18 protein-coding genes are annotated in these 22,246 nt (G+C 42.5%); 7 read left to right on the forward strand and 11 right to left on the reverse strand.

The annotated features are described in order from the left end of the window. Positions 1 to 20: 20 nt before the first annotated feature. Complete coding sequence (locus ACN222_RS09275; protein ID WP_010996034.1) at positions 21 to 1,070, forward strand: VOC family protein; 1,050 nt, start codon at positions 21 to 23, stop codon at positions 1,068 to 1,070. A gap of 76 nt (positions 1,071 to 1,146) precedes the next feature. Here the strand turns inward: ACN222_RS09275 and ACN222_RS09280 are convergent, their stop codons facing one another. From ACN222_RS09280 to ACN222_RS09290, 3 genes are all read right to left on the reverse strand, one after another. Further along, complete coding sequence (locus ACN222_RS09280; RefSeq protein ID WP_010996035.1) at positions 1,147 to 1,497, reverse strand: DUF1257 domain-containing protein; 351 nt, start codon at positions 1,495 to 1,497, stop codon at positions 1,147 to 1,149. Positions 1,498 to 1,640: 143 nt separating this feature from the next. Beyond that, positions 1,641 to 3,152 (reverse strand): AAA family ATPase, encoded by a 1,512-nt coding sequence (locus tag ACN222_RS09285; RefSeq protein ID WP_010996036.1) that lies wholly within the window; start codon positions 3,150 to 3,152, stop codon positions 1,641 to 1,643. 89 nt (positions 3,153 to 3,241) lie between these two features. After that, complete coding sequence (locus ACN222_RS09290) at positions 3,242 to 3,589, reverse strand: hypothetical protein (RefSeq protein ID WP_010996037.1); 348 nt, start codon at positions 3,587 to 3,589, stop codon at positions 3,242 to 3,244. A 193-nt stretch (positions 3,590 to 3,782) separates the two neighbouring features. On the opposite strand from ACN222_RS09290, the gene ACN222_RS09295 reads away from it, so the two are divergent. Further along, entirely contained in the window at positions 3,783 to 4,358 is a 576-nt protein-coding gene (locus ACN222_RS09295) for a hypothetical protein (protein ID WP_010996038.1), read from the forward strand. A 74-nt stretch (positions 4,359 to 4,432) separates the two neighbouring features. Here ACN222_RS09295 and ACN222_RS09300 read toward each other — a convergent pair whose 3' ends face one another. Further along, entirely contained in the window at positions 4,433 to 5,986 is a 1,554-nt protein-coding gene (locus ACN222_RS09300; RefSeq protein ID WP_044521110.1) for a metallophosphoesterase family protein, read from the reverse strand. A gap of 373 nt (positions 5,987 to 6,359) precedes the next feature. Further along, positions 6,360 to 7,331 carry a YegS/Rv2252/BmrU family lipid kinase gene (locus ACN222_RS09305; RefSeq protein ID WP_010996040.1) on the reverse strand — a complete coding sequence of 324 codons (972 nt, stop codon included), beginning with the start codon at positions 7,329 to 7,331 and terminating at the stop codon, positions 6,360 to 6,362. 249 nt (positions 7,332 to 7,580) lie between these two features. Here ACN222_RS09305 and ACN222_RS09310 point away from each other — a divergent pair, with 249 nt between their 5' ends. The 3 genes from ACN222_RS09310 to glgA all read left to right on the forward strand — a co-directional run bounded on the left by ACN222_RS09310 (position 7,581) and on the right by glgA (position 10,697). Beyond that, complete coding sequence (locus ACN222_RS09310; protein ID WP_044521112.1) at positions 7,581 to 7,973, forward strand: lysozyme inhibitor LprI family protein; 393 nt, start codon at positions 7,581 to 7,583, stop codon at positions 7,971 to 7,973. 213 nt (positions 7,974 to 8,186) lie between these two features. Beyond that, a complete protein-coding gene (gene hemC, locus ACN222_RS09315) occupies positions 8,187 to 9,158 on the forward strand; it encodes a hydroxymethylbilane synthase (RefSeq protein ID WP_044522887.1) in 972 nt (323 codons plus the stop codon). A gap of 120 nt (positions 9,159 to 9,278) precedes the next feature. Next, positions 9,279 to 10,697 carry a glycogen synthase GlgA gene (glgA, locus tag ACN222_RS09320; RefSeq protein ID WP_010996043.1) on the forward strand — a complete coding sequence of 473 codons (1,419 nt, stop codon included), beginning with the start codon at positions 9,279 to 9,281 and terminating at the stop codon, positions 10,695 to 10,697. A 174-nt stretch (positions 10,698 to 10,871) separates the two neighbouring features. On the opposite strand, the gene acsF is transcribed toward glgA, so the two are convergent. The 3 genes from acsF to ACN222_RS09335 form a co-directional block, all read right to left on the reverse strand. After that, complete coding sequence (gene acsF / locus ACN222_RS09325) at positions 10,872 to 11,948, reverse strand: magnesium-protoporphyrin IX monomethyl ester (oxidative) cyclase (protein ID WP_010996044.1); 1,077 nt, start codon at positions 11,946 to 11,948, stop codon at positions 10,872 to 10,874. A gap of 218 nt (positions 11,949 to 12,166) precedes the next feature. Next, positions 12,167 to 12,811 (reverse strand): CAP domain-containing protein, encoded by a 645-nt coding sequence (locus ACN222_RS09330; protein ID WP_010996045.1) that lies wholly within the window; start codon positions 12,809 to 12,811, stop codon positions 12,167 to 12,169. A 173-nt stretch (positions 12,812 to 12,984) separates the two neighbouring features. After that, positions 12,985 to 13,686, reverse strand: a complete 702-nt coding sequence (locus ACN222_RS09335) for a CAP domain-containing protein (protein WP_010996046.1) — start codon at positions 13,684 to 13,686, stop codon at positions 12,985 to 12,987. Between the two features lie 331 nt (positions 13,687 to 14,017). On the opposite strand from ACN222_RS09335, the gene ACN222_RS09340 reads away from it, so the two are divergent. Then, positions 14,018 to 17,602, forward strand: coding sequence for a response regulator (locus ACN222_RS09340; RefSeq protein ID WP_010996047.1), 3,585 nt, complete (start codon positions 14,018 to 14,020; stop codon positions 17,600 to 17,602). A gap of 83 nt (positions 17,603 to 17,685) precedes the next feature. Here ACN222_RS09340 and ACN222_RS09345 read toward each other — a convergent pair whose 3' ends face one another. Next, complete coding sequence (locus ACN222_RS09345; protein ID WP_010996048.1) at positions 17,686 to 18,369, reverse strand: SDR family oxidoreductase; 684 nt, start codon at positions 18,367 to 18,369, stop codon at positions 17,686 to 17,688. 442 nt (positions 18,370 to 18,811) lie between these two features. Here ACN222_RS09345 and tgt point away from each other — a divergent pair, with 442 nt between their 5' ends. Beyond that, entirely contained in the window at positions 18,812 to 19,936 is a 1,125-nt protein-coding gene (gene tgt, locus ACN222_RS09350) for a tRNA guanosine(34) transglycosylase Tgt (RefSeq protein WP_044521114.1), read from the forward strand. A 265-nt stretch (positions 19,937 to 20,201) separates the two neighbouring features. On the opposite strand, the gene ACN222_RS09355 is transcribed toward tgt, so the two are convergent. Both ACN222_RS09355 and ACN222_RS09360 read right to left on the reverse strand, forming a co-directional pair. After that, entirely contained in the window at positions 20,202 to 21,035 is an 834-nt protein-coding gene (locus ACN222_RS09355) for a glycosyltransferase family 2 protein (RefSeq protein ID WP_084789083.1), read from the reverse strand. A gap of 77 nt (positions 21,036 to 21,112) precedes the next feature. Further along, on the reverse strand, positions 21,113 to 22,240 hold the full coding sequence (locus ACN222_RS09360) for an acyltransferase family protein (protein ID WP_010996051.1): 1,128 nt from the start codon (positions 22,238 to 22,240) through the stop codon (positions 21,113 to 21,115). Positions 22,241 to 22,246: the final 6 nt, after the last annotated feature.

A 22,246-nucleotide genomic window follows, 5' to 3' on the forward strand; every position in this document is an offset into this window, starting at 1 on the left:
AAGATCAATGTGAATTTGGCATGACTCAGGGGCAAGAAACAGCGATGGGCTACGCCCCGCCTTTGGCGATCGCTGGTATATATGAAGTATGTATAGGCGTTCCCGATCCCATTTTTGCGATTCAATATTGGGAGCAATTTGGCTATCGGATTGGTCAAGTTGGTGAATTACCCCAGGCCTTGGCCTATCAATTGTATGGGGTAAACTCTGGTTTGCGATCGATTCGCCTGTATCACCAAAATGCAGATCATGGTTTGATTCGGTTGATGGTTTGGCAAAGCCCCACAAATCCAGGTTTGGGTTTATCTTCCATGAAAATTAAGGGTAATCGTTGGGCTACTAGCTTAACTGCTGATATATTAACTGTCTTAAATCATGCAGAAGATGCAAAATCCTCCGGTTGGGCTGTGAGATATAGTTACCCTTATTGGGAAGTAATTTATAACAAAGAGAGAAAAAGTCGTCCTTTTGTTGATCAAGCTGTGGGAGTAAGAGAAATGCTACTCTTGCAACCCTTGACTCGTCAGGTATTGTTCCAACGATTTGGCTATACTCTGCCCCATTACGGAGAAATTAACCAAGCTAGCACATTTAAGTCTAGCCAGTTTACCCATATCGGAATTATTGTTCAGGATGACAGCAAGGAAAGCCTGAAATTTTATGAAGAGGTTTTGGGTTTGTTGCGTGTGCGTGATGATGTAGAAACTAGTTATGAATCTTCACCAGCCGGTCGGGATTTATTTGACCTGAAACCAGGGGAGAAGTTTATTGTCACTACCTTTGATGACCCCCGTTCTTCTCAGTCTGACTTGATGGCCGCACGTAGTGGCAGACTTTATGTTATTCGCTTTCCCGAAGCCATGAATTTAGAGTCACGCTTTGAAGCCGCCCAGCCTGGTAGCTTGGGAATGTCTCTTTACACTTACCGCGTGCGAGGATTGGCAACATATAGCGATCGCATCAAGTCCAGTCATGTACAAAAGTTTACCAGCATTATTGAAAATGAATTTCGAGAGAAAAGTTTCTCTTTCATTGCACCAGATGGTTACTTTTGGAATTTACTGGAGTAGAAAAGGCATAAAAAAAGCGGGCTAACCGCTATGATGTGGTTAACCCGTGCAGCTTTGGGAACGCGCAGAGAAATTGTTATTGCAATACCAACTTCACATTGGCGTTTTGTAAACCGCGCTGTTTTACTTCAGCCAAGGTTTTGTTAACAGCATATTTTTGGTTGATGGAGTTGATCAACTCGGTTTGGTTGTGCTTTTTAGCAACGCCCCACAGGTCAGCGATTAGGTCAAAAGAACCATCGCTGTTGCGAGACCAACCTAGATCATATTCGCCGTCCAAAACTGCAACGATGTCGGAGCGAAGGCGCTGACCATTGTAACCACGAACATCAGCTTCAGTCTTTACGCTGATGCCCAGGTCGCGCAAGGAAGCTTTGAGGATTTCGGCATCGGTGATTTTGGTGCGGAGAGTGCTAAAGTGAGACATTTGGGTTTCCTCCAATGAGAAGATTGAGAAAAAGGACAACGTTTGTTTTCAGGGAAGCCGCGCATAATGTGGGAGCGGCTTTTTTCTCGTAACTGCTAGCTTTTGTTGGCTAGCCTTTCCCCCTGGGTTAGCAGGGAAAGCTTTTAAAACTCCATGCGCTGGTATTCAGCGACGGAGGCTGCGGCGGGTCTTGCCCTCTGTCTAGCCCAGTCTCTTAGGGCTGTTACCTGTTCTTGCATCGTGCGAGACAGTGGCAATGTAGCTTTAAGCGCAGCAATAATATCTAATTGGGTGAACTCGCGGTCTTGGGCAAAGGCTTCGTACATTGCCGCAACTAACGCTTGTTCAATTTCTGCCCCGGAAAATCCATCAGACATCTTGGCGAGTTGCTCCAAATCAAACCGGGTGATGTCTTCACGGCGTTTACTCAGGTGGATCTTGAATATATCACTCCTTTCTTCAGGTGTGGGCAGATCCACAAAGAAAATTTCATCAAAACGACCTTTCCTCAAAAATTCCCCAGGTAAGCGTTCTACTCGGTTGGCTGTCGCCATAACAAACACTGGAGATTTTTTCTCCTGCATCCATGTGAGGAAAGAACCAAATATTCGGCTGGATGTACCACCATCGGAATCACCAGAACCTCCACTACCAGCAAAGGATTTATCCAGTTCATCGATGAAGAGAATGGCTGGTGAGATAGATTCTGCTGTTTTCAGGGCGTTACGCAGATTAGCTTCACTTCGCCCCACCATTGAGCCGTCGTAAACTCGCCCCATATCCAAACGCAACAGTGGTAAACCCCACAGGCGGGATGTTGTTTTGGCGATTAACGACTTACCGCAACCAGGAACCCCTAAAATTAGCATCCCTTTCGGTTGGGGTAAGCCATACTCTCTAGCTCTTTCTGTGAACGCATTCGAGCGTTGTTTGAGCCATTTTTTTAATTCTTCTAAGCCACCTACAGCGTCAATGGTTTCATCTTCTTCGATGTATTCTAAGATGCCATTACGCCGAATTAGTTGCTTTTTCTCAGATAGAACTATATCTACTTCTTCTTCGGTCAAGCGCCCTGTAGTTACTTGCGCTTTGCGATATACCTTCTCAGCTTCATCTTTGGTTAAGCCCAAAGCTGCTCTGAGGAGTTTTTCCCGCGCTTCTGTGGTCAAGCGTCTGCCACGGCTCTGGTCTAGGTGGTGAGTTAAAACTTTGTTTAACTCAGACATATCTGGTAGTTGGAAATCTAGAACGACTACTTCTTTTTCCAGTTCTATGGGTACTTGCTGCATCGGCGACATCAAAATGATGTTCTTTTGCATACCCTTGAAGCTGGCGATCGCATCTCGTAATGATCTTGTAGTCGCGGGAGCATCAATAAATGGATGTAAATCTTTAAGAATAAATATACCAGGTTCTTTCTGCCGGATGATCCAGTCTATTGCTGCCTCTGGCGAAACAGTATTATGTTGACCGACATTCCGGGGCTGACCATACTCCACGATGCCATGAGTTACTGTCCAAACAAAAACTCGGCGTTGGGGCCTTAACACTTGGGCGATTGTGGAAATTGCCTGCTCTGCCCGCTCTTCCTCGGAGGTCACAAGGTAGATTAGTGGGTATTGAGCTTGAATGAGAATGTTGAGCTCTTCTTTCATAAATCGACCTTCTTGAGACCCTAGTACAGTAAAGACATCGTTTTGTTGGTGACAACAACAGAATTATGACTTCCTTATCTAATTCCTATCTAGCAAGGAACCAATTCTTCCTCACCCTTGGGATGGGTTTCTGCTTCAGCCATTTCATCAATGGGAAGATGGTCTTGACCAATTAGTCCTGGTTGGTTTCCTAAAGCCACCAGTTCCCCATCACGTAATACTACTGAACTTTCACAATTAGGACATGAATAAACTTTGTGAGTTCGTCCGTAAGCAGCCGCCTCCAATTCGTCAACTAAATCAGAGTTAGTTAGGTAGAAATCAAGGGCGCGTTCAGCAAGTTCAGACATCGGTTCGGAATCAATGGCCGAACGAATCTTCAGCTTTTTGTGCAGTTCTGGCGATAGATATAACGTAACCTTTTGCTTAGTTTGCATATAACTTTTCGATGGCCTTACCCGGGTATGTATATAACGGTATCGACTACCGTCTTAGTTGTCAAGACAGTAAAACGCTTTGACGGCTATTTTGTTACTTTTGTTTACATTTGATCTTGGTTTGTTACAAAGATCATGACTAATCTAAGTGATTTAAAAGACTAAACTATTAATTAGCTCTAAGTAGAGACAAATGACTAAAATGATCTCGCAAATCATATATATACAGATAATTCCACTTTTTAAGAAATGTGGAATTATGTCTACATTGACAGTAAAAACTCTGGAATTTATAAAATTTTTTTATACTAAATCTACTTGTATTGGTACAGTGATCGCTTTGTTGTTGATTTTGTACGGTTGTTCTGCCCCGGTTTTCAACGTTACAGATATCACATGGAGAACTTACAAAAATGTCCGCTATGGCTTTGAGTTTCCCTATCCCAGTAACTGGAATGCTTTAGCAACACCAACAAACGCCGATGGAGTTGTTTTCGTATCACCCAAAAGCAACTCAGTAGAAATTCGAGCTTGGGCGAGTAATCAACTCATAGAATCTCCAACCTCAGAGAAATATAACTTTCAAACAACTCAAGGGTTAACTGGAATATTAGGGATAGAAGCGAGTAATTCTGTCAGTTCGATGACGCTAACGCTGACGCAACACAAAGTTAAGTATAACTGGCAAGGACAAAGCCCCAGTCAAGAATTTCCCAATTACTATCCCCTATTTTATTACATAGCCCAGCAGTATCGGATTTCTCGGTAAAGGGGATTGGGGACTGGGGACTGGGGACTGGGGATTGGGGATTGGGGATAAGGGGTAATGGGGATTTTGGGTTTTCAGATAATTAAAGGCGGAAGTTCATAATTGTGCCAGTGACGCTGATACCATTCGGCAACTAAAGGACGGACGATAAATTTCGGTTGCTCATCGCCTGTCACATCAATACGCAAACAGGAATAGGGACGGTGTTTTTGCGAACCTTGACCATTGCGACCAACGAAGAGATGCGATCGCGCCATCAATTTACCATCTTCTATTAAATCTGGGCCTTCTTGGCGCTGACGGCGTAGGCTATAGCCACTCCCACCGCAGACAAGCCAGTGTACATTCGCATCACCATGTCCGGTATCGAAGGTTTGCAGATATTCTAAACAGTGAGCATGACCGTTCAATACTAAATTTACTAGGGGACGACCTTGATTGATGTCACCTATTTCTTGCGCCACTGCATCCAATACGTCACGTAGGCGGCTGCGAATCGCCAGAGTCTGAGATTGTAGCCATTTGGTCGCCTCAGTGACATAGGGAGGATGATGGAAATAAATTACCCTTCCCCGCACTGCTGGATTATTCCACGATGCAATTAATTTCTGCTTGAGCCAGTCTAGTTGTTCGGTGTCAGTCTGCGCTGGTTGGGAATCAGTGGTTAATTGCTTATCGATATCAACAATAATTTCCTCAATTTGAGACACATTTGAGTGCAAATCATCTAAACGTTCCGCTTCGCTGGGGTTATCTGGGTTTAATTTGGCGGAAGTTTCAATCATCTGCATCTTCTCTCGCTCTAACTCGTCCCGGCGCTTGGTTAAAGTTGCGCGATCGCTCTCGCCTTGTCTGGTTGCGGGTAAAGGCTCTGGATCGTTAAATGTATTGGAATCTAAAGCAAAAAAATCTATCCCACTGTAGCGAAAAGTGTAATAACGATTGGGAAGGCGAGTAAAATTTCCTGGTTGATAAACCAAACAACGCCCTGTGTCGGTTTTGGCGGTGTAATGTTGATCTAAATGACGGGGTAAATCTCCTGGTAGTTGTAATCCTTTGAGATAATCGAGGAAGGCTTTGGCATAAGCTTCACCTGTACCCGAACCACGGAAACCAACATCAATATCTAAACGCGATCGCAATAAATAGCGAAGCGGCCAAGTAGAAACAGACAATAAACTTAATAAAACGGGTAACTCATAATAATCGTGATTCCCCGGTACAGGTAGAATCGGTAACTTAAACACCATCTTGTCGTAAGCAATCTGTCGGGGATTCTCTCCCCCAACAATTAACTCACGATAGGGTTGGATAAAATTTGGCTTGTAGTATTCACTAGACCCCACCAGATAAATGACATCGCCAGTATGCAGGAGAAAACCACATTCCTGATGATGGGGTAACATCAATTCTGCTACTTGGCGCTGGGGATTGTGTCCCCTATGTTTCCCGGAACCACTATCACCAACTACTAAAAAAGAGAATTCCCCATCTCCCGTTTTGCCATCCTCAATTTCTAACCGAGTTTGGTCAATATTCCGTGCCAATATTAACGGGTCTTGCCATCGTACCCGTTGCTGCATCTTGCGGATTTTTTTAGGTATTGCTGGATCAGAGACTAATTTCAATACTACTTACTCCTAAATATTTAATTAAGACTTACGCAACGAGGTTGTCTGTTGAGACTGGGTGTAAGGGGGTAAGGGTATAGGGGGGTAAGGGAAACACAACTAATAATTAAATCAAGATACTTCACGCGATGTGCAACTTATTTTTGAAACCCCTCTCCAAACCTCTCCCCGAAGCGGAGAGAGGCTTTGAATCTTGCTCCCCTTCCCTCGCAGGGAAGGGGTTGGGGGTTAGGTTTGAGAGAAAGTTGCACACGGCGTTACTTCATAAATAATGTTCTTCTCCTAACCCCTACACCCCTACACCCTCATACCCCTACACCCAGTCATAGCAGGAGTTTCACGTTTACAAGCGTGACATTCCCCTACACCCCTAATCTTCGGCTGGTTCTTTCAGTTCAATAGTCAAATTGGGTAATCCCTCCAGCTTCTCCACTAGCTCCTCTTCTGGTGCTGACGGAACAAAAATCTTTAAGGCTGCTGGTAAACATTTAATATCAACTGGTGTCTTACCCACAACCTCACCATCAATCACTACCTTTTGTGGTGGGTCTGCGGTGATTTTAAACTGTTTTGCTCGTACATAACCGATATCATCGCGCTCGGCAGCATTTCCTGAAGAAGCAGACTGAAACAAATGATAAGTAGCAGCGATCGCTCCAGCTTTGCTATTAGGCGCTACGATTGTCAAATCTAGTAAGCCATCATCATAAATAATGCCAGCCGGCCCCTGAGCTAAAACGGAAGTAGGAGGCGCAGCATTAGCCACTGTGACGGCTGAGGCGTTAGTTTTGATGATTTTGTCTTCGGTTTCGATTTCTACATCGAAACTCTCTAATTCTCTCAACTCTTGAAAGCCAGCCATGATATACGCCATAATCCCAAAGCGTTTCTTTGATTCCCTGTCAGCTCTTTCCACAGTTTCCGCTTCAAAACCAATACCTACCAACAAAATCATCGGCAGGTCATTACAATAGGCTACATCTACATTGCGAGTTACTCCCTGCAAAATTGTCCGACAAGCGGCATCAATTGTATCAGGGATTCCTAATGCAACCGCAAAAGCATTGGCTGTACCTCGTGAAATAATTCCCAAGGGAATATCAGTCCCAGCCACAGCCACAGCCGCAGCAGATAATGTACCATCTCCCCCTGAAGCAATAATTGTCTCTACTCCCCGTTCTACAGCTTCCTGCGCCAGTTTATCTGCGCCGATTTCCTCTGTTGTCAGGTAAATATCCAGATCCATTTCTGGTTCTAGGATGGCTCGAATTGCTGCTAAATCAACTTCTGGATCACCCTGACCAGCAACTGGGTTAAAAATAAGACAAGCAGAACGATTCATATTAAATAGAAGATCAGTTGCGATGGCACTGCACCCAGCGTATCTATTCGCTGAAGCTCCAACTTATTCCTAGCATTTTTGGGCAATTATCACTTCCCTCTTGCGGTAGGTTAACGTTTTTTATCTGACACTTTGCCCGTAAAACTCTAGTTTGAGAATGTAGGGGTATAAGGGTGTAAGGTGCTTCCAGGCAAAAAATTATGCCCTAATATATTTCTCTCCCTCCTGTCCCCTGTCCTTTTATTCATCATGAAACTACTCATCCCCATTCTCGCTTGCAGTACTTTGCTTTTTTCCACTGCGGCGAGTGCCAAGCCAATGCTTTTGGTTCAAAACATCAATTGCGACAATGCTCAAACTCAACTCGAAATTAATCAATGTTCAACACAGTCCTATCAAAATGCTGATAAAAAATTAAACCAAGCCTACAAACAACTTTTACCAAAGTTACAACGTTCTAGAAAACAAAAGTTAATTGCTGCACAGCAGGCGTGGATTAAGTTTCGTGATAGTAGCTGTGAGTTTGAATCCAGTCAGTATGAAGGGGGAAGTATTGCCCCTAGTGTTTATTTGAATTGCTTAGAAAAGCTGACACAACAGCGTACTCAAGAATTACAAGAATATCTGCAACCAGACCTATAACAACTCCACTGATAAAGGGGTAGGGTATTAAACCAGAGCAAAAGCAACTGACAATAGAAATCAGAAAATGTTGAGTAATTCTAAATAATGTAAAAGAGTGTAAAGAAAGGCCAAAATAAACTTAATTTGCATCAGGGGAAACCAATCAGGGAGTCACCCACTGCGGTAGTCTAGATGAGAGTGAAATTATCGCCTGGTTTGACATATTGTTTTATGACTTCAGTTGTTTCCAGTGCTAGACGCACAATCCGTATAGGTTCTCGTAAAAGTCAACTCGCTCTAGTTCAGACATACTGGGTTAGAGAGCAATTACAAAACAGTTTCCCTGATATCAATTTTGAAGTCCACACCATGTCTACCCAAGGCGACAAAATCCTTGATGTAGCATTAGCCAAAATCGGCGATAAAGGACTATTCACCAAAGAACTGGAAGTGGGAATGATCAATGAGGAGATTGATTTTGCTGTCCATTCCCTGAAAGATTTGCCGACTAACTTACCGGAAGGGTTAGCACTAGCCGCGATTACAGAACGGGAAAACCCGGCAGATGCGCTAGTAGTGCATGAAAATTTTAAGGATAAGCAAATTGATACCTTACCAGCCGGCGCGGTAATTGGGACATCTTCTTTACGACGCTTGGCGCAGTTACGCAACCAATTTCCCCACTTGACATTTAAAGATGTACGGGGAAATTTGAATACACGGTTAGCTAAACTAGATGCAGGTGAGTATGACGGTCTAATTTTAGCGGCTGCTGGGTTACAGCGCTTAGGTATGGGCGATCGCGTCCACCAAATCCTCCCCAAAGAAATCTCTCTCCACGCTGTCGGACAAGGCGCTTTAGGGATTGAATGCCGTGCCGATGATGCGGAATTAATCACCGTACTCAAAGCCATTGAACACCCCGAAACACGCGATCGCTGTCTGGCTGAACGCTCTTTTTTACGCAGTTTAGAAGGCGGTTGTCAAGTACCCATCGGTGTAAATACAGAAATCAATGGTAATGAATTAATCCTCACAGGTGTAGTTGCTAGTGTAGACGGTCAAAACTTGGTGAAAGACACTGTTTCTGGTAATGCTAGTGATGCCGAAGCGATCGGTATAAGATTAGCAGAACTCCTCCGTGAACAAGGAGCGCAAGAGATTTTAAATACAATCTTTGCAGAGATCCAACGTGGTTCTTAATCGATTGGTCAACTATATATGTTTAGATAAGTAATCAGTAGTCAGTGAACAGTGAACAATTAAGAACTGATAACTGATACTGATAACTGTATAGGCAGAATCAGGGAAACAAAAAATACCATGCGGATTCTATTTGTGGCAGCAGAAGCAGCACCCATTGCAAAAGTAGGAGGGATGGGTGATGTTGTCGGTGCATTACCTAAGGTCTTGAGAAAAATGGGGCATGATGTACGTATCTTCTTGCCCTATTACGGCTTTTTGCCAGACAAAATGGAGATTCCCAAAGATCCAATATGGAAGGGATACGCCATGTTTCAGGACTTTACAGTTCACGAAGCAGTTCTGCCTGGTACTGATGTTCCCTTGTATTTATTTGGACATCCAGCCTTTACCCCCCGGCGGATTTATTCGGGAGATGATGAAGACTGGCGCTTCACCTTGTTTTCCAATGGTGCGGCTGAGTTTTGCTGGAATTACTGGAAACCCGACATTATTCACTGTCATGATTGGCACACGGGCATGATTCCTGTGTGGATGAACCAATCACCAGATATCACCACAGTCTTCACTATCCACAATCTGGCTTACCAAGGGCCTTGGCGTTGGTATTTAGATAAAATTACTTGGTGTCCTTGGTATATGCAGGGACACAACACAATGGCGGCGGCTGTCCAGTTTGCGGACAGGGTAAATACAGTTTCTCCCACATACGCCGAGCAAATCAAGACCCCGGCTTACGGTGAGAAAATAGAAGGTTTGCTGTCTTTCATCAGTGGTAAATTATCTGGGATTGTTAACGGTATAGATACGGAAGTTTACGACCCAGCTAATGATAAATATATTGCTCAAACGTTCACTGCCGATACTTTAGATAAACGCAAAGCCAACAAAATTGCTTTACAAGAAGAAGTAGGATTAGAAGTTAACAGCAATGCCTTTTTAATTGGCATGGTGACAAGGTTAGTCGAGCAGAAGGGCTTAGATTTAGTCATCCAAATGCTCGATCGCTTTATGGCTTATACTGATGCTCAGTTCGTCTTGTTGGGAACAGGCGATCGCTACTACGAAACCCAAATGTGGCAATTAGCATCCCGCTACCCCGGTCGTATGGCTACTTACCTCCTGTATAACGATGCCCTATCTCGCCGCATCTACGCTGGTACTGATGCCTTTTTGATGCCCAGTCGCTTTGAACCATGCGGTATTAGTCAAATGATGGCTTTACGCTACGGTTCCATTCCCATCGTCCGCCGCACTGGAGGCTTGGTTGACACCGTATCCCACCACGACCCCATCAACGAAGCAGGTACAGGCTACTGCTTCGACCGCTACGAACCCCTCGACTTATTTACCTGCATGATTCGCGCCTGGGAAGGCTTCCGCTACAAACCACAATGGCAAGAACTACAAAAACGCGGTATGAGTCAAGACTTCAGCTGGTACAAATCCGCTAAGGAATACGACAAACTCTATCGCTCAATGTACGGTTTGCCAGACCCAGAAGAGACACAGCCGGAGTTAATTCTGACAAATCAGTAGTTTTGGGGGTGTGAGGGTGTGAGGGTGTGAGGGTGTAAGGGTGTAAGGGTGTGAGGGTGTGAGGGTGTGAAGGTTTTTAATCCCTAAACCCCTAAACCCCTAGACCCCTAGACCCCTAAACCCCTAAACCCCTAAACCCCTAAACCCCTAAACCCCTAAACCCCTAAACCCCTCTTAAAGAACCGTCCCCCGTGTTGCTTCCGTATCAATTGGTTTAATCAGGAAAAGCCGCAGCATATTCCAGAAAATCGCCGTGGCGGGTGGTATTCTCTGGAAGAATTTTACGAAATTGGGCAGTTTGCTGTTTTTAATTGCTGCTAGTTTGAAATTATTTTCCCAACACTGTTCTAACCGCCAGAAAAATAACGGGTGATTAGTATTCAAGATGAGGGGGAATGCTCTGGCTGAGGTGTTATTTGTCTCTTGAATGACTCTGTTGTTGTATTTTCTGGGATGAATCCCAATGGATTCGTAAAATGATGCCCGTTCAAATACAGTCATGGTATGAGTAACAAACACAGTCAACAGAAAAAACCGCACCCACAACCGTGCTTTCCAATTTTTCCATAGTTGAGGTTGCGATCGCAGCAATGCCTTAAAGAAATCACCATGTCGGTTTTCATCCTGACACCAGCTTTCAAACTTGCGGAATAAGGGATAAAACTGGTATTCGGGATGTTCCTGCATATGTTGATGCACCAAAATATAGCGCCAGTAACCAATTTTCTCCGATAGGTAGACTGTATAAATCACCCACTCTGGTGGAAAAAAGGTATATGTACGATTTTTGGTTAAATAATTTAAATCTAGGGAAAGGTTTAAATCCGACATGGATTTATTCAAAAATCCTGCATGGCGAGCCTCATCCCGCGCCATAAATTCAAAAGCTTCCGCTAATAGAGGATTACGGGACTTAATGCGGCGTGATAATTCCTTAAATAACAAAAATCCCGAAAACTCGGAGGTGCAAGAACGCTCCAAAAAGTCAATAAAGGCGCGGCGCTTCTCTCCAGTAATATGATCCCAGGATTGTTTAAATTCCTCATCACGCACAAAATGATGGCGGTTGTAGTCAGCACGTAGTTCTTCTACAATTGCGCGAATCTCAGTCTCATTGGCGGAAATATCTAAATTCGCCACCGCATCGAAGTCAGTAGTATAAAACCGAGGTGTTAATAATGTTTCCTGTACAGGTGCTTTAACACCTGGCTTCAGCGTTTGAGGCTCTGGAGTTGTCAGCGAATTAACCATGAGACTCCTTTACATAGCTAAATATCTCTACAGTTATATAAGCATATATGAATGTCAAGCGCATCAGTTTAATTTTTGAAAACAAAAGCAACATTGAATAGTAGGGAAACAAGAATTAAGCTAGTGCGCGTCTAAATAGCATAGCTACTAATAAGGGTTGTTAACTGCTAACTGTTAACAGTTAACCAATGGATTGTGCAACTTAAAAACAGAATAGGTTATTTGTCCGTATAACCGCCTGCATAGGTAATCACACATATTTGTCTGTAACTGGCGTGAATCCCAAAGGCTACTCCTGTAATGTTAAACGCAGGGTTAAATATATTGGTGCGATGACCGCGCGACGGTACGCCATCATCAATAATTAACTGCATAATAATATCTTGGGCGGTGTTGGAACCGTAGCTAATGTTTTCGCCTGCGGTAACTAGCCAATTACCGTAGCGGTTAAGTCTAGTGAAAGGATCGCTGCAATCGCTGCCATAATGTCCTGTAGCACCTGTTTTACCCTGGTCTTGGACGTGATCTCTTGCAGCCAAAGACATACCCGCAGATATGCTTAATGTTCCCACAGGATGGGCTGACTTGAGAAAAGCGATCGCCTCATCTACTGCTTTTACTCCTTCCTGAGTTTGCAAATAAACGTAATCAGCCAACTTAACTTTGTTCCCCTGAAAGCGCTGGCGGTAACTTTGCAAAATTGGTAAGTATGCTTGGGGATTTGTCCGTACTTTGTTCATTTCCTCTACCACTCGTTGTTCTAGGGGTGATAGAGTAGACTTTGGTAATGATATTTCCAGACTGTTTTGTGATGCTTGGGGAACAGACTTCCAAAATTGCAATTTATTCTTCAGTGATTTCATAACTGGGGAGCTAATAAGATATACTTAGCTCCACAATATGAATAAAATTTTTCGCAAAGTCTCTAGTTTCTATTCCCTTATCGAAACAATGAGGTTTAAAACCTCGCCTTTAAAGGCGAAAGGTTTTGTCGCGGGGTTAAAATCCTGTGAGAAAACGTAATTGCGAATTGGTTTTATTTCTCCAAAAACCCGCCTGCATAAGTAATTACACATATTGTCCTGTAAACTTTGTGATTACCGTAAGCAACACCCGCGACCTTAAAAGCACCGTTAAAAATATTAGTACGATGACCGCGTGATGGTACGCCATCATCAATAATCAATTGCATGACAATATCTTGAGCAGTATTTGGGCCGTAGCTGATATTCTCCGCAGCCGTGGTTTGCCATTTTCCATAGCGATTAATGCGAGTGAAGGGGGTGCTACCGTCGCTACCATCATGACCAGTTACACCTTTTGGGCCTTGGTCTTTCGTGTGGTCTCTAGCACCTAAAGACATTCCCTTAGATGCTCTTAATTTTCCCACAGGACGGGCTGACTTGAGAAAAGCGATCGCCTCATTTACCGCCTTGACTCCTTCTTGGGTAACAAGATAGGTATTACTAGAAATTCTCACCCGATTACCTTGGAAACGTTTTTTATAATTTTCTATGATAGGTACATATGATCTAGGATTTGTCCGCACTTTGTTCATTTCTTCAATCACCTGCTGTTCTAATGGTGAAAGATAACTTGCTGCTAACAGAGTTGGACTATTTGTTGGGACTATAGGCAAAGTAGATGGTGTCAAAAAGGGATTATAGGTTAACGCTGGGTAAGCAACAATGGTTACTAAGCTAGTCAAAATAGATATGCAAAACTGCTGATGAAGCATCAACTACCTCAAAATTTTATACTTTGGTATTTAATTGACAAATAATGAAAAACAAGTGTTTGTATAAGGTTTTGATGCTTGCACTGCATAAAAACGCTGAAAATACAATTTTGTTTGTAGCATTCCTAACTAGGAAGCGTAAACGTTAATTTTACTTAACCTATAATTTTCCCGCTTTTAATTGAAAAAATTGCGTTCTGTAATCTGCGATTAACAATCAATACTTTTCTTTTAATCAACCTTTTCGTTATATCTTAGTTATTAGATATTTGTATAAACTGCGGATATTAATTAATAACAGCAACCTTAGCTTGACAATAATCCTGTAATAATGTTTAACCGTCTCAAAATTGGCTCTAAAATCGGAGCGGGATTTACTATTAGCATCACCATTCTGAGTACAATAGGTTTTATTTCTTATCAAAGTATTCAAGAACTAATTGCTGCTTCCCGTAAAGAACGACATACTTACCAAGTACTCAGACAAATTGCTGATCTTAATAGTCTGTTGTCCACAGCAGAAAGTGGGCAACGGGGTTACATTATTACTGGAGAAATGCGCTATTTAGAACCTTATCAAAAAGCCACAAAGTCTTTAGATATAAGAGTTAAAGAACTGCAAAAGTTAACATCAGATAATCCTCAACAACATGGCTATATTTCCAGATTAGAGCCACTAATTAATGAAAGAAGAGCGGTGATGCAAACTGTGCTTGATTTGCGACAAGCTCAAGGTTTTGAAGCTGCTCAGAAATCTATACTATCAGATAGAGGCAGAGCAGTAATGGCACAAATTAGGAACATCAGCCAGCAGATGAATGCTGAAGAATTGAAATTATTAGAGCAGCGAACAGCAATGGCACAAAATGCTGCCAACAATACTCTTGCCACTATTACTTATAGCATTCCACTTGTCTCTTTCATCCTCGCGTTAATTGGGTATTTATTGACTAGACATATCTCCTTTCCATTACAGCAAATTTCTCATGCAGCAGAGAGAATGTCTAGCGGAGATTTAGCAGTTACTTTACCAAATAGCATCCGCCAAGATGAAATTGGTATCCTGACACGTACATTTAACCAAATGGTAGCTAACCTAAGCATTACAACCCAAAAAAATGAGGAGCAAAATTGGCTCAAGTCTAATTTAGCTGAATTTACTCAGCTATTGCAAGGACAGCGCAACCTCGAAAGTATGTCTAGTTTAATTTTGTCAAAACTAACGCCACTAGTAGAGTCTCAGCAAAGTGTATTTTATGTGATTGATAGAACTCATGACGAGGTTACACTCAAATTAATAGGTAGCTACGCTTACAATGAGCGCCGACATTTAAATAATTTTGTGCGATTGGGAGAGGGATTAGTAGGACAATGCGCCTTAGAAAAACAAAGAATCCTGTTAACGGAAGTTCCCAGTGACTATATCCGTATTAGTTCCGGCTTAGGAGCAGCTTTACCACTAAATATTATTGTATTACCAGTACTGTTTGAAACAGAAGTAATCGCCGTGATTGAAATTGCTTCTTTTCATCGTTTCAGTCAATTACATTTGACATTTATAGACCAATTTAGCGAAGTTATTGGTGTATTTTTAAATAGTATTTATGCTAGCGCACAAACGCAAAATCTCTTGGATGAATCTGTGGCTTTAGCCGCAGAATTGAGACAAAGTAATCAACTCCTAGAACAGCAAACACAAGATTTAGAAAATTCGGAATTCCTTTTAAAACAGCAGCAACAGGAGTTGCAACAATCTAACGAAGAATTACAGCAACTAAATGAAGAACTAGAAGAAAAAGCAGAATTATTAGAACTTCAAAATAATGAAGTCGCGCGCAAGAATCAGGAGATTGAAAAAGCGAGAAAATTCATAGAGGAAAAGGCAGAGCAATTAGCATTGTCTTCCAGATATAAATCAGAGTTTCTGGCGAATATGTCCCATGAGTTACGGACACCGCTTAATAGTCTGTTAATTCTAGCTAAACTCCTAGCAGATAATTCAAGTGGTAACTTAAGTAATAAGCAGGTAGAATATAGCCAAACAATTTATTCGGCAGGAACTGATCTTTTAGAGTTAATTAATGATATTCTAGACCTAGCAAAAATCGAATCTGGTACTTTATCGGTAGAACTAGAGCCGATAGATTTTGCTGATTTGCATGATTATATAAAACGGACTTTTCAGCAAGTCGCCCAAGATAAAGGATTAAGTTTTAGTATTGAGCGTGATGAGCGATTGCCGTCAACAATATTAAGCGACCCTAAACGTTTACAACAAATTCTGAAAAATCTCTTGGCTAATGCCTTTAAGTTTACTGAGCAAGGAGGGGTAAATTTAAGAATTGGCTTAGACCAAATTAATACCAATCATCCTATGATTACTTTTGCTATTAGTGATACAGGTATTGGTATTCCCCAGGAGAAGCAACAAATTATTTTTGAAGCATTTCAGCAAGTAGATGGTACAACCAGTCGCAAGTATGGAGGAACAGGTTTAGGTTTATCCATCAGCCGCGAACTAGCTCAAATGTTAGGTGGTAGGCTCGGATTAGTCAGTCAGCCAGGACAGGGAAGTACTTTTACCCTATATTTACCTCAAACTTATCCAGAAACTAAAACAACAGTAATTTCACAACAGCAGACATCACCCCCACACCAGATGTCGCCAGTATTTCAAGAAAATTTACAACCCATTGCTATTGCTAATAGTATCGCCGATGATCGAGGGATAATTCAACAAGGCGATCGCCTGTTACTCATCATAGACGATGACGATAAATTTGCTCGAATTTTACTAGATATGGCAAGGCAACAAGGCTTTAAAGCTATTGTTTCTTTAAACAGCAAACAAGGTTTAGCCTTAGCACAACAATATCAGCCCAATGCCATTACTCTAGATATTTATATGCCGGATATGGATGGCTGGACGCTGTTAGACCGCCTCAAACACGATCCTCAAACTAGACATATTCCTGTGCATATACTTTCTGTTGATGACCGAGAGCAAAGGGCATTACAGTTAGGGGCGATTACTTTTTTACAAAAACCCGTCTCTCCAGAAATATTAAATCATACGTTAACAGAAATCAAAAGCTTTATTGACCGCAAGGTAAAACGTCTTTTAGTGATAGAAGATGATCCTGTACAAGCCCAAAGTATTATCGAACTTATTGGTAATGGTGATGTCCAGAGTATAGCCGTGAATACAGGAGCCGCAGCCTTAGACATTTTACGATCACAGCACTTTGATTGTATAGTTTTGGATCTTGGTTTACCTGATATGAGTGGCTTACAACTGCTAGAGCAAATCAAACAAGAACCGAGTTTATTGAAATTACCAATTATTGTTTACACAGGTAAAGAAATCAGCCGTCAAGAAGAAACGCAACTTAGGAGACTAGCAGAGAGTATAATTATTAAAAATGTGCGATCGCCTGAACGTTTACTAGACGAAACTTCCCTATTTTTGCATCGAGTACAAGCAAATTTACCCCAGCCGCAACGCCAAATACTCGAACAATTACATCAAACCGACACAATTTTAGCAAATCGCAAAATCTTAATTATCGATGATGATCTGCGAAATATCTTTGCCATCACCAGTTTGTTAGAAAGCTATCAAATGCAAGTCTTATTTGCTGAAAATGGCAGAGACGGCATAGATATTCTGCAAGCCAACCCTGACATCAACGCCGTGTTAATGGATGTGATGATGCCAGAAATGGACGGTTACGAAACTACCCGTAGTATCCGTCAACAAAAGCAATTCCGCACCTTACCCATTATTGCTTTAACAGCCAAAGCCATGCCAGGCGATCGGGAAAAGTGCATTGAAGCCGGTGCCTCCGATTACATCACTAAACCAGTAGACACTGAACAATTACTCTCATTACTAAGAGTTTGGCTGTATCGATAGTCAGGTCAGTTGTCATTAGTTCTTCCCCTTTGCTCCCTCTGCTCCCCCTGCTTCCGTTACCCCCCTCCTCCCAACCCTTAATTTCAACTAGGAACAGTCAAGGGTACACCGTTATCTGTGGGTTTCAACTGGAGAATAAAGGGAACAGCTTTTAATACCCATTGAGAAATCGGTGGGTAATTGACGGCTTCTTCTCCAAAACAAATATCCAACATATCCGTGTGAATAATCCCTGGATTGAGGGGAATAGCCGCCATCCCAGCAGGTAGTTCTTGCGCCAAAGCACGAGTTAACCCTTCAATTGCCCATTTAGAGGCACAATAGGGAGCAACTAAGGGTGAAGTAGAGCGTCCCCAGCCGGAACTCAAGTTAATGATAATGCCGTGTCGCTTCTGTACCATTGCAGGTATAAAGTAGCGAATTATATGCACAACCCCTTTGATATTGATATCAATCAATTGGGAAAAATCCGTAGAGGGAACTTCCCATAAAGGTGCTGGTTGATTAGCAATTGCTGCATTATTAATTAATATGTCTGGTGGTTCGTATTCCTTGAGTATAAGTTCTGCCCAAGCTTTTACCTGTGCCTCATCTGCTACATCCACGGCGACAAAGTTGTGGGGTGAGCCAAATTTGTGGCTTAATTTCTCAACAGTGACTTGGGAACGAGCGCAACCAATAATCGTATGTCCTTCTTGAATAAACCGCTCTGTCAAAGCGTAACCCAGACCTCGGCTGACACCAGTAATGAGGATGAGTTTGACCATATTTTCCTTTTTATTGTCTCAGCAAGCTCAACAATAAAATACTATTACTGCCAATGATTAAACTCTCTGAAGTCGCATGAATTTCATACTATTGGCTGATAAGTAAGTAAGCCGTGGTGAAAATTTACAACTATGTAACAAACAATCAAGCAGAAGAATTAGAGTTAAATCTGACACGCTGTGTACTGTAATTTCCCTTTTCTCCTCTTCTTTGAACTCCATCCATCACAGCATAAGCAAGGTCTAAGTAAGTCGTGGGGAAAATTCACAAGTATGTAACAAATAGATAAAAGTTGAAAATTGGCAATAGATAAGCGGTAAAGGGTGATGACTAATCAGTTACTGTTTATTTATTACCAATTATTTTTGGTGAGTGCTGAAGTAAGGAGCAACTACTTCTTAATTATTTTTGTCCATATACTTAAACAAACTGAATCTTACCTTGAGTGCCATATTTTCCTTTCAATCCCTAGCTCGTTGTAGCCAAACAAAAGCCAGATCTGGGATTTTTTTAACTCCCCACGGAATTGTCGAAACTCCGAGATTTATGCCAGTGGGAACCCTGGCTAATGTAAAGACTGTCACACCAGCACAGCTGAAGGAGACTGGGGCGCAGATGGTTCTCTCTAATACTTATCATCTCCATCTCCAACCAGGGGAAGCCATTGTGGCTGGTGGTGGTGGATTGCATAAATTTATGGGCTGGAATGGGCCGATGCTCACCGATTCTGGTGGGTTTCAGGTTTTCAGCTTGAGCGAAATGAGAAAAATTACGGAAGAAGGTGTGACTTTTCGCTCACCTCGTGACGGACAAATTATTAAATTAACGCCGGAACGCTCTATAGAAATTCAAAATATTTTAGGGGCTGACGTTATCATGGCGTTCGATGAATGTCCCCCCTACCCAGCTAATCGCCAGGAAGTAGAAGCGGCGACTGAGCGGACTTACCGTTGGTTGGAACGCTGCATTACGGCTCATCAACGCCAGGATCAAGCGTTGTTCGGTATCGTTCAAGGTGGGGTATATCTGGATTTACGGGCTAAAGCTGCCAATACTTTAACTGAGTTAGATTTACCTGGTTATGCCATTGGTGGGGTGAGTGTGGGCGAACCACCAGAAATGATGGCGCAAATTGTGCAAGCTACAGCACCACTTTTACCAGCACACAAGCCGCGTTACTTGATGGGTGTGGGAACTTATCGAGAGATGGTAATTGCGATCGCCTCTGGTATAGACTTATTTGATTGCGTCATTCCCACCCGTTGGGCGAGACACGGTACAGCAATGGTCAAAGGCGAACGTTGGAACTTAAAAAATGCTAAGTTCCGTGAAGATTTTGCCCCAATAGATGAAACTTGCCCTTGTTATGCTTGTCAAAATTTCAGCCGTGCCTATATCTCTCATCTAGTGCGATCGCAAGAAATTTTAGCCTACACCTTATTGAGCATTCACAACATTACCGAACTCATTCGCTTTACCCAAAAAATTCGTGAAGCAATATTAAGCGACCGCTTTTTGGAAGAATTTGGTCACTGGTTGAACTCGGCGGAAACTGATAATAGGTAATGAGTAATTGGTAATTGGTAATTGTTTTGTATCATTAGCAATTACCAATTTTCACCGATATCATTTAGTCTCAAAACAGATTGATATACTAAAGGACTTACGCATGAAAACAAAAGATCAAGGGTTTGGAGAAGGGTATAGGGGTGTAGGGGTATAAATGTTTGAAAGCCTTACACCCCCATAATACCCTTACACCCTTACACCCAGTCTCAACAGAAAATCTGGGTGCGTAAATCCTATACTATTGATAAGCTGCTTTCTTTTTTTATAAAGAAAATGCTTTTGGACTTAATGAAATTTGTGCTTTAGTACTATAACTATCTACAAGCTGTTCTAAGCGTTCAACAATACTGCCTTGAAGGATGGAATAGTTAGCTTGATTAGTGATAATTAGCAATAGCTCAGTTGCCCATTGCTCATAATTAGAACTACCAATAATACCAATAGAAGACTGGATATATTTAATAAGAATGCTGTCATTGAAACCAAAGCCACTGTCACCCCAGATGCAAGCAGATTGCAGTAAATACTCGTAGTCTGCGAATACTTGAAACTGGGGGTTCCATCTAGGAGCATTGCTCTGGTGGTGGACGAAACCATTGCTGTCGAATATCTCTTTTTGCCATAAAAGCTGCTGTAAGGAGCAGCAATCGCTAGGTGAAACAAACGGCTTTCCTTGGCGAACAACATTACCATTACGGATGACATCGCGGCGGCGCTGCTGTCTTGCTATGCTATATCGAAGATTGGAATGTTGTTTAAAGTACTGCCGCATTGAGGCAACAAATTCAGGGGCTATACTGTTGTCATCGTCTAGGTATGAAACAATCTCACCACTAGCTGCATCTAGTCCCAGGTTACGAGCGTAGCACAAGCCAAAGCCACTGCAAGGGTCAGGGTGTTCCATTTCCATGTAAGTGATAGGGAAATCAGCATTTACCCTAATGCTGGTGATAATATCTCTGGTGTCAGGATTAGCCCCATCATTGATGACGAGCCATTCAAAATTGCGGTCAGTTTGACTTTGAATGCTTGGCAGTGCAGTAGATGCAAGCTGCATAGGTCTATTGTATGTTGCAGTGATGATTGATAATTTCAAAGCTCCATACCTCTATCATTTGATTGCGTTTGACAACCTAAGCGCGAAAATACGCAATTTAAATGCGTAACAGCTTACTAGACTTTGAGGAACCAGCGTTGGCGGTACATGAGGACGGCGACAGCCCACCATAATAGTACGGTGACTAGGGCGAATAGTAGAGAACCGTTGTAGGTTCCAGCCCAGGAAGCGAAGATGTTTTGGTATATCCAGTTAAAGGTGCTGGGGGCTGTTTCCCCTGTACCGATTTTGGTTCTGACTAAGATTTTAATGAGTAAAACTGATAGAACGAAAAGAGCGATCGCATTTAACCCCATAATTTCAAAAGGCTTACCCCAGCGTTTGATTAACCTCACCTCAATTAGTTCATAACAAGCGGCTAATAGCAATAAAGCCCAACCACTGGTAAACACCACATAAGAACTTGTCCACAGTTTTTTATTAATGGGGAACACCCAACCCCAACCCCAACCAACAATTAAGCAACCAATCCCAAATAATGCTAATCCTAAACTTGTCCGTGTTTGTACTGGCTGTTTACGTATCCATTCCCCAGTAAAATAACCAGCTAAAACACTCACAATAGCAGGAATCGTGCTGAAAAGTCCCTCTGGGTCTCCCAAATTTTTAAACCCATCCCCCGCATACAGATGAGATTTGGGTATAATCAGGCGGTCAATATAAGCCCCAAAGTTGCCTTCCCTCGTTAACACACCAGCACCATAGTCAGGTACAGGGACATACATCATCGTGAGCCAATAGCCGACGAGTAAAACCCCAGCTAGTATCCATTGTCCTTTGCGCGGTAGGTTGAGGACTGTCAAGGAAGCAAACAGGTAACTCAGGCTAATACGCTGCAATACCCCCATGATGCGGATATTACTCAAATCAAACGTCCATATACCCTTATTCCAAAAGCCATTGAGTAACAAACCCAAAACAAAGAGGATGGCGGCGCGGCGGAAGATGCGCCAGTAAACAACCGAGGTGGGTTTATTCTCCTGGGTGTATTTGGATAGAGAAAAAGACATTGCCACACCAACAATAAATAAAAAGAAAGGAAATACTAAATCAGTTGGTGTGCAACCATGCCATTCAGCATGAGCTAAGGGAGGATAGACATCATCTGCAACCCCCGCCATATTGACGAGAATCATCCCTGCAATAGTAATACCGCGAAATACATCAAGCGAAGTCAGGCGCATGGACAG

The sequence above is a fragment of the Anabaena sp. FACHB-595 genome (genome assembly GCF_048568275.1).
Taxonomy (GTDB): domain Bacteria; phylum Cyanobacteriota; class Cyanobacteriia; order Cyanobacteriales; family Nostocaceae; genus Trichormus.

Excerpts from the sequence above, each read along its gene's own strand:
- ACN222_RS09360 (WP_010996051.1), bottom strand. The coding sequence starts at position 22,240 with ATGCGCCTGACTTCGCTTGATGTATTTCGCGGTATTACTATTGCAGGG.
- ACN222_RS09305 (WP_010996040.1), bottom strand. The coding sequence starts at position 7,331 with ATGAATCGTTCTGCTTGTCTTATTTTTAACCCAGTTGCTGGTCAGGGT.
- ACN222_RS09285 (WP_010996036.1), bottom strand. The coding sequence starts at position 3,152 with ATGAAAGAAGAGCTCAACATTCTCATTCAAGCTCAATACCCACTAATC.
- ACN222_RS09330 (WP_010996045.1), bottom strand. The coding sequence starts at position 12,811 with ATGAAATCACTGAAGAATAAATTGCAATTTTGGAAGTCTGTTCCCCAA.
- ACN222_RS09345 (WP_010996048.1), bottom strand. The coding sequence starts at position 18,369 with ATGGTCAAACTCATCCTCATTACTGGTGTCAGCCGAGGTCTGGGTTAC.
- hemC (WP_044522887.1), top strand. The coding sequence starts at position 8,187 with ATGACTTCAGTTGTTTCCAGTGCTAGACGCACAATCCGTATAGGTTCT.
- ACN222_RS09310 (WP_044521112.1), top strand. The coding sequence starts at position 7,581 with ATGAAACTACTCATCCCCATTCTCGCTTGCAGTACTTTGCTTTTTTCC.
- ACN222_RS09335 (WP_010996046.1), bottom strand. The coding sequence starts at position 13,686 with ATGCTTCATCAGCAGTTTTGCATATCTATTTTGACTAGCTTAGTAACC.
- ACN222_RS09280 (WP_010996035.1), bottom strand. The coding sequence starts at position 1,497 with ATGTCTCACTTTAGCACTCTCCGCACCAAAATCACCGATGCCGAAATC.
- ACN222_RS09290 (WP_010996037.1), bottom strand. The coding sequence starts at position 3,589 with ATGCAAACTAAGCAAAAGGTTACGTTATATCTATCGCCAGAACTGCAC.
- acsF (WP_010996044.1), bottom strand. The coding sequence starts at position 11,948 with ATGGTTAATTCGCTGACAACTCCAGAGCCTCAAACGCTGAAGCCAGGT.
- glgA (WP_010996043.1), top strand. The coding sequence starts at position 9,279 with ATGCGGATTCTATTTGTGGCAGCAGAAGCAGCACCCATTGCAAAAGTA.
- ACN222_RS09295 (WP_010996038.1), top strand. The coding sequence starts at position 3,783 with ATGACTAAAATGATCTCGCAAATCATATATATACAGATAATTCCACTT.
- ACN222_RS09275 (WP_010996034.1), top strand. The coding sequence starts at position 21 with ATGACTCAGGGGCAAGAAACAGCGATGGGCTACGCCCCGCCTTTGGCG.
- ACN222_RS09340 (WP_010996047.1), top strand. The coding sequence starts at position 14,018 with ATGTTTAACCGTCTCAAAATTGGCTCTAAAATCGGAGCGGGATTTACT.